The 13,464-nt window shown below is 60.6% G+C and carries 16 protein-coding genes; 13 read left to right on the top strand and 3 right to left on the bottom strand.

What is annotated here, in order from left to right; genetic code table 11:
* The first annotated feature begins 208 nt into the window (after window positions 1-208).
* From ssb to ABIC75_RS08565, 5 genes are all read left to right on the top strand, one after another.
* Window positions 209-775, top strand: a complete 567-nt coding sequence (gene ssb, locus ABIC75_RS08585; protein WP_354013426.1) for a single-stranded DNA-binding protein — start codon at window positions 209-211, stop codon at window positions 773-775.
* A gap of 260 nt (window positions 776-1,035) precedes the next feature.
* Entirely contained in the window at window positions 1,036-1,599 is a 564-nt protein-coding gene (locus ABIC75_RS08580; RefSeq protein ID WP_354013425.1) for a hypothetical protein, read from the top strand.
* 275 nt (window positions 1,600-1,874) lie between these two features.
* The gene (locus tag ABIC75_RS08575) at window positions 1,875-2,426 is read left to right on the top strand and encodes a cytochrome b (protein WP_354013424.1); all 552 of its coding nucleotides are present in this window, start codon (window positions 1,875-1,877) and stop codon (window positions 2,424-2,426) included.
* Between the two features lie 66 nt (window positions 2,427-2,492).
* On the top strand, window positions 2,493-3,095 hold the full coding sequence (locus tag ABIC75_RS08570; RefSeq protein WP_354013423.1) for an acyltransferase family protein: 603 nt from the start codon (window positions 2,493-2,495) through the stop codon (window positions 3,093-3,095).
* A gap of 73 nt (window positions 3,096-3,168) precedes the next feature.
* On the top strand, window positions 3,169-3,534 hold the full coding sequence (locus ABIC75_RS08565; protein WP_354013422.1) for a hypothetical protein: 366 nt from the start codon (window positions 3,169-3,171) through the stop codon (window positions 3,532-3,534).
* A 17-nt stretch (window positions 3,535-3,551) separates the two neighbouring features.
* On the opposite strand, the gene ABIC75_RS08560 is transcribed toward ABIC75_RS08565, so the two are convergent.
* A complete protein-coding gene (locus tag ABIC75_RS08560) occupies window positions 3,552-4,166 on the bottom strand; it encodes a trimeric intracellular cation channel family protein (RefSeq protein WP_354013421.1) in 615 nt (204 codons plus the stop codon).
* A 173-nt stretch (window positions 4,167-4,339) separates the two neighbouring features.
* Between ABIC75_RS08560 and ABIC75_RS08555 the strand changes: the two genes are divergently transcribed.
* A complete protein-coding gene (locus ABIC75_RS08555) occupies window positions 4,340-5,377 on the top strand; it encodes a TraB/GumN family protein (protein WP_354013420.1) in 1,038 nt (345 codons plus the stop codon).
* 157 nt (window positions 5,378-5,534) lie between these two features.
* Window positions 5,535-6,818 (top strand): M24 family metallopeptidase, encoded by a 1,284-nt coding sequence (locus tag ABIC75_RS08550; protein WP_354013419.1) that lies wholly within the window; start codon window positions 5,535-5,537, stop codon window positions 6,816-6,818.
* 72 nt (window positions 6,819-6,890) lie between these two features.
* Here ABIC75_RS08550 and ABIC75_RS08545 read toward each other — a convergent pair whose 3' ends face one another.
* On the bottom strand, window positions 6,891-7,451 hold the full coding sequence (locus ABIC75_RS08545) for a TetR/AcrR family transcriptional regulator (RefSeq protein WP_354013418.1): 561 nt from the start codon (window positions 7,449-7,451) through the stop codon (window positions 6,891-6,893).
* Window positions 7,452-7,605: 154 nt separating this feature from the next.
* Between ABIC75_RS08545 and ABIC75_RS08540 the strand changes: the two genes are divergently transcribed.
* From ABIC75_RS08540 to ABIC75_RS08515, 6 genes are all read left to right on the top strand, one after another.
* Entirely contained in the window at window positions 7,606-8,337 is a 732-nt protein-coding gene (locus tag ABIC75_RS08540; protein ID WP_354013417.1) for a hypothetical protein, read from the top strand.
* Window positions 8,338-8,449: 112 nt separating this feature from the next.
* A complete protein-coding gene (locus ABIC75_RS08535) occupies window positions 8,450-8,866 on the top strand; it encodes a DUF4279 domain-containing protein (RefSeq protein ID WP_354013416.1) in 417 nt (138 codons plus the stop codon).
* 165 nt (window positions 8,867-9,031) lie between these two features.
* Window positions 9,032-9,397 (top strand): YciI family protein, encoded by a 366-nt coding sequence (locus tag ABIC75_RS08530; protein ID WP_354013415.1) that lies wholly within the window; start codon window positions 9,032-9,034, stop codon window positions 9,395-9,397.
* 380 nt (window positions 9,398-9,777) lie between these two features.
* Window positions 9,778-10,095 (top strand): hypothetical protein, encoded by a 318-nt coding sequence (locus tag ABIC75_RS08525; protein ID WP_354013414.1) that lies wholly within the window; start codon window positions 9,778-9,780, stop codon window positions 10,093-10,095.
* Window positions 10,096-10,135: 40 nt separating this feature from the next.
* Window positions 10,136-10,591, top strand: coding sequence for a hypothetical protein (locus ABIC75_RS08520; protein WP_354013413.1), 456 nt, complete (start codon window positions 10,136-10,138; stop codon window positions 10,589-10,591).
* 602 nt (window positions 10,592-11,193) lie between these two features.
* A complete protein-coding gene (locus tag ABIC75_RS08515; RefSeq protein WP_354013412.1) occupies window positions 11,194-12,501 on the top strand; it encodes a hypothetical protein in 1,308 nt (435 codons plus the stop codon).
* A 121-nt stretch (window positions 12,502-12,622) separates the two neighbouring features.
* Here the strand turns inward: ABIC75_RS08515 and ABIC75_RS08510 are convergent, their stop codons facing one another.
* The gene (locus ABIC75_RS08510) at window positions 12,623-13,246 is read right to left on the bottom strand and encodes a TetR/AcrR family transcriptional regulator (RefSeq protein ID WP_354013411.1); all 624 of its coding nucleotides are present in this window, start codon (window positions 13,244-13,246) and stop codon (window positions 12,623-12,625) included.
* Window positions 13,247-13,464: the final 218 nt, after the last annotated feature.

Raw genomic sequence — 13,464 nt, 5'->3', positions numbered from 1 at the left:
GTGAGAGGGTTTAGTGGTCTGATTCCCGGACGTTTTTTCGTCCCTCCCGCACGCCGGGACGGGCCGAAGGCGGTCCAGATTCACGGTTCCCCGGCGCACGTCAATTCTGTTGCCCACCGCCGGGGCACGGTTATGATGGCTGCCGGTTCAACATCCCGGTGCTGACTGCCCAAGAACGCAGCACCGGCTCACAGAGGACATCCCATCCATGGCACGTGGCGTCAACAAAGTCATCATCGTCGGCAATCTCGGCGCCGATCCGGAAACCCGCTACACCGGCAATGGCACCGCCATTACCAGCATCCGCATCGCGACCTCCGAGAACTGGACCGACAAGCAGAGCGGCGAAAAGCAGGAACGCACCGAGTGGCATCGCGTGAAGCTGTTCGGCCGCCTCGCTGAAATCGCCGGCGAATACCTGAAGAAGGGTCGCCAGGTGTATATCGAAGGTTCGCTGCGCACCGACAAGTACACCGACAAGGACGGCGTGGAGCGCTTCAGCACCGACATCATCGCCGCTGAAATGCAGATGCTCGGCGGCGGTTCCGAAGGCGGCGCGGGCGGCGGTGGCGGCGGCAACTTCCAGCGCGCGCAGGGCGGCGGTGGCGGCCAGCAGCGCCAGGGCGGCTACGGCGGCGGTGGTGGTGGCCAGGCACGCGGCGGCGACAACTTCGGCGGCGGCTCGCGCGGTGGCGACAACTACGGCAACCAGCAGCGCCAGTCCGCACCGCCCGCGCAGAACAACAGCTTCGACGACGACGATATTCCGTTCTAAGTTCGCCGTTGACTACATCGTTGTGCTTGACCAAAAGGCCATGAACTTCATGGCCTTTTTTTAATGCGACTTCAGGTGCGGCAGGTGGCATGGAGATATCTTTTCTGGCGGGCATGAACCAACGGGGGATTGATGACGAAGGCAACGCCAGCACAATCGGAAGCCGATGCGTTTGTCGACCCAACATCACCGCTCAGAAGGCGCCAAGAGGTGCTTAATGAAGAACGCCGTCGACGTTGCTTAGTTTCCCGCGTACTGGCGTGGAAGGCGTCGTCATTGCCGGGAGAAAAGCCGTGAAATGTGCCTCTGTTTTCCTCGTCGCGGCGCTCGTTCTTTGTGCTGGATGCGCGTCGTCCGATAGCTCCCATGCGCGTGCCACATCTCTTCCGTTCGACTATTTCGACAGCCAACAGCGATGTTACGCCGCTTGGACGAACATTCTCGACCAGTGGATCAAGCAAACCGGTGGACTGAGGCCGAGTGTGGACGCGTCGCGTCGCATGATTGCTCAGGACACCAAAACGGATCTTTCCCGCCTAATCAGGGCCACATGGAAAAAGTTGGGTAATCCCCAGCAAGCGACCTCGATTGATATTGCGTCTGCCTTCTCTTCCGTTGTCACGGACGAGGTGCCGCCCGATTGCCGAACGATCATCTGGCTAAGGCCGTTGCTCACCGAGGTTCCCGAGACTTTCGCTGCGGGAGCCAAGCAGGCTTTGCTCAACGAGGCCCCTGTCAATGATCGGGTCGGTGACCATGCGTTCTCCGGATGGCTCATCCTGCAGTTGCTTGCTCCGGAAAATCTGCTGGGCAAGATTCAATAAGCCACATAGGCCTTTGGGCGCGTGTGATAGACGAAAAGGCCATGATTTCTCATGGCCTTTTTAATGGGAAGAAGGGCTGCGCGCGACGCGCCACCCGTGGCTGTCGCATTGAGGCGCCTCACCGGCCTTGGGCGCCTGATTCCGCCAGGGGGCAGCGGGCTCCGAAGGGCTCGTCGGGGTTCATCGGAATAAAACGGACGGTGGAACGGTTATGTGGATAGCGCCTCGGCTCGAAGGGCCTGGCGCCGAGTCCATTCAACAAGGTCCCTACACCCATGCTGGTTCCCACTCGTATCACCGTAAGCTACACGCGCACCGCCAAAGTTCTGCACTGGCTGGTGGCGCTGTTCATACTGACGAACTTTGTCATCGGCCTGCGCATGGAGCGTTTCCCCGGCTACGCGCATACGTCACCGGAATGGAATGGCATCCTGTTTTGGCATGGGTCGATCGGTGCCTTGGTGCTCTGGCTGGCCGTTGCGCGGATTATCTGGCGCAAGAGCCATCGACCGCCGCCGTTGCCTGCCAGCATTCCGCGCTGGCAAGGGCGGATGGCACACGGTGTCCATGGGCTGCTTTATCTGGCGATGCTGGTGCTGCCGCTTTCTGGATACGCGCATCGCGTCACGGGAAAACATGCCGTCAACTTTTTTGGCCTGTGGAATTGGCCCAATCTTTTTGCACCCAGCGAGTCGCTACGCGTGCTGTTCGGGACCATTCATGTCGATCTCGCTTTCGCACTTGCGGGCCTTCTTGCCCTTCATCTGGGCGCCGTGCTGAAGCATGTGGTGATCAACCGTGACGGCGTGGCGAAGCGGATGCTGTGACCGAGGCGTCAAGGAATTCATCTGCCGCAGCTTTGATGAAAACGCCGCTGAACGGAGGACGGAAGCATGCGCTACCGGAACATCCAGGGATTGCGTGCCGTTGCTGCGCTGATGGTTTTCTGCAGCCACTTGTTCTGGGACATCGCACCGATGCGCACGTACCGGGCGAAGCCCTGGGTGACTACAATCGGTCTATCCGGCGTCGACATCTTCTTCGTGATTTCCGGATTCATCATCTATCACGTAGCAGGGCATTCGGCTGCGCGGGTGGTTGCCGTGGGCCACGCTCGGGCAGCCTTTGCGTTCGCCATGAAGAGGATCCTCCACATCTATCCGCTTTACTGGATCGTTTTTGGGGTGGCGGCACTCATCATGATCTGGGCGACGCTTCCGGCGTCGGTATCGAAAAAGCCGGCGTTCGAACTTCTCCTGCTGATCAACAGCATCCCGAACTTTCGTGTTTCCGCGGCCTGGACGCTGGCCTTCGAGGTCTATTTCTACGCCGTGACCACACTGAGCATCCTGATCTACGGGCGAAAGGTGTTCATGGGCTTGTCCATCTGGTTCGCGCTTGTCGCGTGCGTCACGCCACTTTCGGTGGCCTTGGCATGTCCATTCCACTGGACTATGTCTTCGCCCCCATCTTGCTCGAATTTCTTCTTGGCATGATCTTCGGTGCTCTCGTCGACCACGGCGAGCACCGCTTGCCGCTGGCCACCATCGCCACGGGTACTGCAAGGACATGGATTTTCACGACACCGCACGCGCCTATGCGTTGCGTCGCGCACAGTTGCTGCTGGTTCCCGCATCGGACTTCACGGTGGATGGTTGGCTCCATAGCCGCATGGCGATCATGCGTGGCGTGGAGGGCGGCTTTGCCGTCGCGCGTGCCGCTCGCAACGGTCGCCTTACCCTAAGCGATGATCGTGGCCGGGTGGTGGCGGAAGCATCCAGTGAGAACCGGGATGCGGAGCTCGTGGGCGATCTTCCGCTTCGTGCAACATCCACGCCTTATGGGCGCTGGGGGGACTGGTTCGTCTATCTCGTCCTGGCCGGCCTGGTGGTGTGCCTGGCGCTGGTTTTTCTACCTCGCCGCGTCGAGCGATAGCGGGAGGGGCGTCGTTGTCAGGCAATTTTCGGCAACTGCCAGTTGTAGTAGACGGCCGCCACCCGCAACACAAAACACACCAGGCCGCCGAGCACAGCGGCTAAGGCAGGCGGATAGCCGAACCGCCTGCCGATAACGACCACGGCCGCGCCCAGCAATGCTGCGCTTGCGTAGATGTTCGCCACCAGCACCATCGGCACGCGCACGAGCAGGACGTCGCGCAGCACGCCGCCACCGCAGCCGGTGATCGCGCCCATGAGCGTCGCGATGAACGGGCTGATCCGGAAGTCGAGTGCTTTCTCGGCACCGGCTACCGCGAACAGTGCGAGACCGGCGGCATCGAGCGTGGTCAGCAACGACGCCGGCAGCGCGGCGATCTGCGTGTGAAGGAGAAACGTCACCAGCCCTGAAGTGAAGGCGAGCACCGGATAGCGCCAGTCGCTGATCGCAATGGGTGGCGTCGCGCCGATCAACAGGTCGCGCACCATGCCGCCGCCGAGTGCCACGATGAAGGACAGTACGACGACGCCGAGCAAATCCAGCCCGGCGCTTATCGCGGCGTTGGCGCCCTCGATCGCAAAGACCACGGTGCCCGCGAGATCGGCGGCAAGCACGACTTGTTTGCGGATCATGAGAGCCCCAAGCACCATGTTCGAGGCAGTCTAATGCAAGATTGCCCGCCGTCCCGGGACGGGCTAGTGTCGCTGGTGAGGCATGAGCGAAGGACCGCGTCTGGCCGTAAAGAAGGTGGTCTGCGCGTTCATGCCTACCGTAGCGGGCATGGTGCCCGCGCAGAGGAATGGCCATGCTGCTCAAGGAACGTGGTTTCTTTCGGCGGGCGAATCGAAGGCGAACCTACCTCGGCCTTTTGGGCGCGGTGGCGTTGGCAGCCTGTTCGAATGGCGCGGCGTACGCGCAGTCGGCAGTGGTACCCACGCTCGCGCCAGTGGTCGTGACTGGCGTCCTGCCTGGGCCTGCCCTCTGGAAAGTGAGCAAAGGCAATCATGTGATGTGGGTGCTTGGCCTTGCTTCGCCGCTGCCGAAGAACATGCAGTGGAAATCCGCGGAGGTTGAAAGCCGAATCGCCTCATCGCAAGCGGTGTTGAAGCTGCCAAGCCTGGAGATCGGCGTACGCACAAGCTTCTATCGCAGCTCGATGATGCCCTCGGCCCGGGAGCTTGAAACAAACCCCAATCAGCAGACCTTGCAGGACGTGCTGACGCCGGCGCTTTATCAACACTGGCGGGTGTTGAAGGCCAGGTATCTTGGCGACGACGATCGCGTGGAACGCATGCGGCCCATTGTGGCGGGACGCGAACTCTATGAGGCTGCCCTCGGGCACGCCGGTTTGGTTGACGATGACGGCCTGGAGAAGATCGTTTACCGGGCCGCGGTTCACGACGGCATCGCAAGCGTCAACACGTCGTATCAGCTGTTGCTGAAGGATCCACGCGAAGCGGTGCGCTCATTGAGCAACGCGTCGATGAACGATCAGTACTGCCTGAGCCAAGTGCTGGATGCACTCGATCACGGGCTCGTGCAGGCGACGGTGCGGGCCAATGCGTGGGCCACCGGAGACATTGGCGCGCTGCGATCCATCCTGTCGCAAGTCCAGCAGGATTCCTGCCTGTCGACGCTTGACGGTTCGCAGTTCGCCATGGCGCTTGGCATCAACGACATCGAAAGCCGCGTGAGGAAAAGCTGGATCGACAGTGCCGAGCAGGCGATCGACAAGAACAAGCAGACCTTCGCGGTACTGCCGATACACGAACTGCTTGCGCCCGATGGCTACCTGGGTGCACTGCAGGCCAATGGCTATGCCGTACAGGCGCCCGACCAGTGATTCGCGCCATGCCTCATCGAGAGCGACTTCTTCATGGCGTGCAGGGCATGGCCCGAGCGATGCTGCAAGCGCCATTCGGCACCAGGATGGGCAGTAGTCGCATTGGCGACTCCGGCGGCATACTGCGAAGCACCTTCACCATCGGCCCGGAGTCTCCATGCGTCGTCGCGACTTTCTCACCGGAGTGGTAGCCACCACGGCTGCTGCGTCCACCGCCTTTGCGTTGGCCGGCCGGTCGGCGCATGCGCTGCCTGCTGCACCCGCTGCGCCTTCCGGGCTCGCCGGGCTGACCTCCATGACCACTGGCGCCAAGCCGATTTCGGTGGAGGAGCGCCGGGCGCGAATCGCCAAGCTGCAGAAGCTGATGGTGGAACAGAAGATCGGCGCCCTGATCCTGGAGTCGGGTTCGAGCCTGGACTACTTCACCGGCATCCAGTGGCATCGCTCGGAGCGTACGACGGCCGCCGTGATCCCGGCCCGGGGCGACATCGTCGTCGTCACGCCAGCCTTCGAAGAGCCCTCGATCCGCGAGACCCTGGCGGTGGGCGACGATGTGCGGCCGTGGAACGAACACGAGAATCCGTTCGCCCTCCTGGTGGGCACGCTTCGCGACCGTGGCGTGACGTCCGGCGCGATTGCCTTCGAATCCACCACGCGCCTGTTCATCGTCGACGGCGTGCGCGATGCAAGCGCGGGTGCGTATCACGTCGTTTCCGGTGACGCCCTGGTGAAAGCGGTTCGGCTGATCAAGACGCCGGCCGAACTTGCGCTGATGCAAACCGCCAATGACGTCACCCTGGCGGCGCTGCGCTACGTGCATGGCAACGTTCGCGCCGGCATGCGCCCCAGCGAGATCGCCGACATGATGAATGCTGCCACCGTGGCCCTGGGCGGTGCGCCGGAGTTCGCTCTCGTGCTGATCAACGAGGCCAGTGCCTATCCGCACGGCTCGCATCAACCGCAGACCCTGCACGAGGGTTCGGTCATCCTGATGGACGTGGGCTGCGCGGTGCATGGCTATCAATCGGACATCTCGCGCACCTGGGTGATGGGCCAGCCGACCGCGAAGCAGCGGAAGGTCTGGGACACCGTGAAGCGAGGCCAGGAGATCGCGTTGGCCACCGCCAAGCTGGGCACGCCCGTGGGCGCCATCGACGATGCCGTGCGCGCCTACTACGAAAAGGAAGGCTGGGGCCCCGGCTACAAGCTGCCCGGTCTTCCCCATCGCACCGGCCACGGCATCGGCCTCGACGGCCACGAATCGCCCTATCTCGTCCACGGCGACGCCACGCCGCTGGCCGCGGGCATGTGTTTTTCCGACGAACCGGGCATCTACATTCCCGGCGAATTCGGCATCCGCCTGGAAGACTGCTGGCACATGACCGACACCGGACCGAAGCTTTTCACGGCGCTCGCGAAGTCGATCGACGACCCGATCTGATCGGGTCGGGGATTGCTGCATGGCGTTGCGTCTCCCGGCTGAAGTCGCAACCCAAAGCAGACATCGGTCTGGCTACTCACCCTGATTCACCATTCCTGCGAAAGATGCTTTAACCATGCCGCCTACCTGACGTGCCAATGCATTTGCGAAATCGGCTGGCTTAAGACGTTTCGAGGAGGTCATCCACATGCGAACCCCCGCCAAGATGGCGTCCGCTAGCATGGCGCTAAGTACAGGGCTTGGAACCAGGAGCCGACCTTGTCGATGGAGTCCTCGCGCGCGCAGGTGAGAATGGATCTGCGATGCCAAGGTGGCGGCGATGATGGCCCGGGCTTCTGATGTCATCAGGGCCAGCGCTGCGTCACCTGCCCAAATAAAGTGATCCAGCGCCATGATCAGTGATTCTTCAGGCACGATCTCAAGCGCTAACTGACTCATCAAGCCGGTCATCTTCGAGGCGCTCTCACTCAACAGCGCGTCCTTGTCCTTGAAGTGAACATAGAATGTTGACCGGGAAACACCCGCGCATTGAGCGATTTCTTCTACGGTGACGCTTGTGTACGTGCGAGTCCGAAGGAGCTTAAATAGGGCTTGCTTGAGCGCAGTACGGCTACGATCAACTCGTTGATCCATCTGGCGTCCTCGGATATCAGGCCGGCATATCGAATAGATGCATACTGCGTTCGACTGCGCCGGCATGGCAACTGGACAAAATCGGGATTTCGTCCGGCAACGCACGGCGCTATACCGCTAACGTCTCCTCGGTCCAAAAACGAGGGTCTTCGGCATGTCGATGATGCAAACGGAAGCAGTGCCCATCAAAGGGCTTCGTACCGCCGGCTTCATTTTGGTCGTTCTGCCCGTGCTTTCGCTCTTGGTGCTGGCACACCATCCAACCGTCGCGGCCCATGACGTGCATGAGGCAGCTCATCAGCTCGCCGCCGTCGTGGGATTTGCTGCCCTTGTTCACGGGCTACTAATTGCGGCCCAATGCGGCATTCTCTACGCGCTTCTGACATGGATGGGATCGCGCAATTTGGCGAATCCATTGCCGCGTGCCGCAGCAATCATGCTCATAGTGGGCACCATTGGTGTCCTTGGTGCGGCGATCATTGATGGCTTTATTGTTGCCCGGGTCGCCTCCTATCCCCATGAGGGCGACCCCAATCTGGTGATCATGGATCATTTGATCCGCTACTCGATGTCGCTCAACCAGGTGCTGATCGTGGCGGGTGAACTGGCGCTATCAGCTGCCTTTGCCCTGCTTTCAATGGACATGATTAGGTTTCGCGGTGCGAGCCGATGGGTTGGCACCGCCGGATTTATGCTGGCAGGCGCGAGTCTGCTCGGACTGCTGACGGGGTGGCTGGTTCTCCATCTTCGCGGAATGCAGATCCTTTTTACCGCCCAGTCCGTATGGCTCGTATGGCTAGGCGTCTTCATCCTGCAGTCAACAGGTGATGATCAGAGGAGGGTAATAGCGACGCCCGCCAGCGGTCGCGCCAATGCCAGCGGCTAGGTAGGATTGCGGCAGGTTGAAGGCGTTCCGAAGGCGTCCGGTTGCGGCCCAAAGCGGACGCCGCGGCGTCCATTCCGGATGGTGTATCGAGATCGGCAACGAGGATAGAAGCGTGGGGTCGTTTGGATATTCGCAAGCAACACTTCGCATCTCTGGCCACACTCTTATTCCCGAGGACGTCTCCAAGTTGTTGGGCTGCGAAGCATCTGCTACCGAGCGCCTGGGCCAGCATATCGTCGGCCCGAGGACTGGAACGGTGCGCGTTGCACGCACCGGCCTCTGGCGCCTTCAGGCTACAAGGATGGAGCCCGAAGATTTATCGGGGCAGATCGATGAACTACTTGGCAAGCTGACAAGCGACATGCGTGCTTGGGCCACGATCAGGGAGACGTGTCGAATCGACTTGTTCGTAGGGTTGTTCATGAATTCCGGCAACAATGGGCTGTCTGTGTCACCCGCACATCTGCTCGCTTTGGGCGAACGAGGCATTGAGCTCGGCTTGGACGTTTACGATCATTCGGAAGATTAGCCCGGCGAAGGAAGGCGATCCGTTTTCGATCCGAAGAAAACCTCAGCCAGACGTGACCTATGCGCGCCATGTCGATCCCGTGCACCGTCGTTCGTCTGATAGGTAGGACCAAGCCAAGCTAGTCACTGCGGCTGGCAGCCTGGTCCGACCTGCATAGGGATTCTTATGGCCACTGACATCAAGGTTGCGATTCAACGGTACTTGATTTCGTTTGACGACGGCTCGATGGACCATATCCCTGCCGAGGATTTGCCATCGGTGGGCGAGGCAGCCCATGAGGTGCTTCGTGATGCAAAGGACGCGGGAGTCTGGATCTTCGGCTGCGGTCTGGAGCGCCAGCAATCGACCATTGTTGCGACAGACGGGACTGTGACAGCCGGCCCGGTGCAGGAGACTAAGGCCGTTATCGGCGGGTTCTCGATCATTGAGGTTTCCTCTCGCGAAGAGGCGCACAGGTGGGCTGCCCGGATCGCCGTTGCCTGCCGTTGCGCGCAGGAGGTTCGCGAGATCATGTTCGATCCCGAGTCTTGAAAGGGGCGGGCTGCGTGGCGCAACAATTCATTCAAGCTGCGGCGGGTTTCCGGCGCGGCTTGAATCAGGCGTTGAGTGGGTATATCCGAGCCGAAGCAAACGTGCGGTAATGGGAACGCGGGCTGATTCCTGGATGTGCCCTGGTCGCTCTGTTTGAATTGGCGCGAAGGTGCGCTTCGGGCTCTGCTTCATGTTTATGGATGCTCAGGCGCTCAATGTACTTAGGGTCGTTGGCGGGAAAGCTTAGTATTCGGCATTGAGCGAAGTGTCCGCTTCCGACCCGGAGCGGACCGATCCAGGGAGGGGCAATGGAGAACCGCGTACCAGCAAGGCGAGTTGTCTACGAGCGACCCCTGACCGGAGCATTGATACACCGAGTCATGTCGGGCCTGTTTCCGCAAAGGAACGATTACGGCGACGGTTCGTTTGATGAATTGGCAACAGAACTGCGGGCGCTTGGAATCACCCGCGTTGGCGACTTCAAACGCCTTATGACCCGATATAGGCGGGCCTTGCTCAGCTTTGATCGAGCTCCGCGGTCGGGTTTCGAGCGCCGTTTGGCCATCCACGACCTTGGTGCGGCTTTTGTGGCCGATCGCGAGAGACGCCAATATTGGTTTGCTTATCCTGGCCTGGTGCGGACAGCCATCGAAATGCATTTCGGCGAAGATGCAGTGCCATCGAAGCGCGAAGAATAGCCAGTCAGGAGAGGTCCGTTTGCGATGCATAACGGACACGATGACCCGCGAAGGCAACGCGGCGCTTTGGCTGACCGTAGATAACTTTTGGGGGCGTTATGCGTTTGGCTTTTTTGCTCTATTCCTGGCGCTAGGCATCATCGTAAGCACGCACGCTCAGGACCTCGAATGGAGGTTTTCCAATGACAGGATCACATTTGAGCAATGGACGTCTTATTTTGACGAGCTGGCACACAGGCCAGGTGCTGTTCTTACCGAGCAGGATCAGTACTACATCATCAACCTGTTCAATGATCCCAGCCAGCCCGCGCTGTACGTCTTTACAAAGCCAAGCCATCCAGCATATCCGGCGGTTGTCATTCGAGCCGTGACAACCAAGAACGGACGGTCTCAAATCGTGCACCATGGCCACTACGTGGGAGACAAAGACAAGTTCGACACGTGGTGGCACGAGTTCGATGCCTTGGATAAGAAGAATATAGACAATGCCAAGTGAGGCGATTCATCGGCCCGTGGTGAATGCATGCAGCCGGCGGGCGAACAGTCGTTTCAGGTGTCCGCCATCGACCCATGGCGCACATCGCCATTTCATTCTGACCGGTGAAAGGGAGGACCTGTGTTGAGATCGACACGCGTGGGACGCGGAGTTTTCCTAACCACCCTTGGGCTTGGATTGACGGGATGCATCGATCCCCACGGCATATGCGGTCTCGCGCGCCATTCCGGATGGTCCTATCTGAGGCAAGAGCCCTCGGACGCAGCGGAACTGCGCGCTATAGCGGCCAGGGAACGCCACCCCCTCATGCCGAGCGGGAACATCGAATACTGGTTCCGGGACTCAAGCGGAGCCATTCAAGTGTGCTATTCGTCACCGGACCAGATGGGGTCGTACGTCAATCATTATTCGCTCGAGTTTTGGCGGGAAGGCGATACGCTCAAGTTCCGGGATGCATCCCAGTTTTTTATTGAATGATCGTCAGGTAGCTTTGCCTAGAACGAGGCCGGGAGTCGATCGACTGTCCACCTCCGACGCATAGCGCACAATAAAGCTGCAGGGAACGGGGCCCAATTCATTGGGCGGCTTGTAGGGAGGAATGCATGCGCGCAGGGGGAAGGGTGCGGTTCCCATGGTTGCTGGCCTCGGTTGGTCTGTTTCTATCCACTGCTTCGTGGTGTGGTGATATCTCCTACATCGCCGGTAACGACCCGGGGATCGTGCGATTCAACCATGAGGCTACTCGGGCCTTCATCGACGGCGCTGACCTTGGCCAGGCCATCGAGGTGGGCAACGAACTGCTGGCACGTACGAACGACAAGGGCCGTGCCCTGGCGATCAAACAACTTGTCGCCACGTTCTATACATTCGCCGGGCGCTACGACAAGGCGGCGCAAACCTATCCCGTGTTCTCACAGGCCACGGCAATCGCATCGTTGTCGAAGGAGCGGGGCGTGCCGCGATTCGCCGATGCGGCGACGTCCATCGCGGCCATGGCACGGAATCGTCGCGCCGTGTTCATCAACGAAAACCATGGGGCGCCGATTACACGGCTGCTTCCGCTCGAACTTCTCTCCAAGCTGCGCGCGGAAGGTTTCCAATACCTGGCCCTGGAAACGCTCAATCGTGCCGATGCGCCGGTTGCGCATGGCTGCATCGCCCTCGTCGACCGCGACCTGTGCCAACGCGGTTATGCGCTCGACAGCGTGACGACGGGCATTTATTCGCACGATCCCGTGTATGGCGCGCTCATCCGCGAGGCCATGGCTCTGGGCTTCCATCTCGTCGCTTACGACGTGTTTGATGCCGGAGACGATCGAGCCGGGGACGCCGGCGAGGCGAGTAACCTGGCGAGTGTTTACAACAACGATCCCTCAGCCAAGATGCTGGTGGTGGCAGGCTTCGATCACGTAGCCAAGGAAGGCACGAACATGGCGATGGTCTTCAGGCGCATCACGCAGATCGACCCATTGACTATCGACCAAGCGGCCCTCCTTGGACTCGATCCCAAGTTGTGGGGCGCACGCGCCGCTGTCCCTCTCGACCGAGCCAGCGTGGTGTTCATGGATGGCGTGGCGCTTTCCACACGGCCGGGCGCCATGGACGTGTCGGTCTATCGCCCACCGTTCGCCACCGATCGTGAGAAGGCCGGCTGGCTCGCGCTGGATGGCAGGAGAGTGCCAACGCCCTTGCAGCGCCCGTGCACGGCGTATCCCTGTCTCCTCACAGCAAGGCGCGTAGGCGAGCCGACCAGCGTGCCCGAAGACCGGCTCTATTTGGACAAGCCGGGCGACGCAGTTCTCTTCCTTGCGCCTGGGCGTTACACGCTATCGGTCGACACGCAAGGGGGCACGAAGGTAAGCCGCATGGTGGTTCGGCGGGGCTCAAACCCGGGCCGTTCGACTTTGTAGAAGGCGAGCCTGCGCACTCGCAGGGGAATGCTCGCTCTCGATCCAAAGCGGACGTGACAAGTCTCCTGACATCAACCAGAAACCAAAAGGCGAGGCAACCCTTGACGCGCGACGAGCGCTTCTACGATGGCAGAAGCCCGGCTGCCTGGTAGTTCTTGATCAAGGCGTCAAAGAGTTTGATATCGGAGCGTCCGCGCGCCATCAGCTGCGCGCCCGCTACGGCAGCGAATATGGCGTGTGCGCGCTTCTTGGCGTCCCTGGTGCCGACAACTCCCGCCGCAACAAGCGTCTTGCCGAGCCACGCGACATTAACGTCGGTGAACGTCTCGACTTCCTTCTTCACCTCGTCGGGCAAGTCGTCGAACTCGGCCGTCATGAAGCTGCACAGGCAGATGCGGTTGTCGTTCTCCAGCGACTTTCGAAACGTTCCTGGAAATCGCCGCAGGCGGTCGGCAGGATCCGGGGTCTTCAAAGACAGGGCTTCCAGCCCCGCTGCCGCGTCCTGCCAGTAGCGCTTGGCAACGGCAGCTGCAAGATCGGCCTTGCTTGGAAAGTGGTGGTAGAGGCTGGCAGCCTTGATGCCCACTTCTTCCGCAAGCGTGCGCAGGTTGAGTCCGCCATAGCCATGCGCCTGCGCGATCTTTGTCGCAACGTCCAGGATCTTGTCCCTGGAACTCGTGCCTGTCTGACTGTCCACGAATCTATCCTCGATGACATGAGCCATCCGGCAAGCGGGGAGGCTCATGGATTTTGTTCGCCTGCAGGCCTCTCGTCGACTCTGCCGGAGGCAACAACGCCGATCCAACCAACCGCTTCTGCGCGGGCCTCGTGCAGTGCTCACGCGGCGATCGGACCGAGCGTCCTCGGCATTCCAGCGCGGCTTTCTCGCCAGCCATTCTCTCAAGAGTGATGGCTCTGACCAACACGGCTCTTTGAAAAAAAGTGTTGACTGGCGCTTAGTAT

Origin of the sequence: Dyella japonica, assembly GCF_040545895.1 — a bacterium.
GTDB classification, from domain to species: Bacteria; Pseudomonadota; Gammaproteobacteria; order Xanthomonadales; family Rhodanobacteraceae; genus Dyella; species Dyella japonica_D.
The sequence above is the reverse complement of the archived record's forward strand: the minus strand, read 5'-3'. Positions and strand labels throughout refer to the sequence as shown.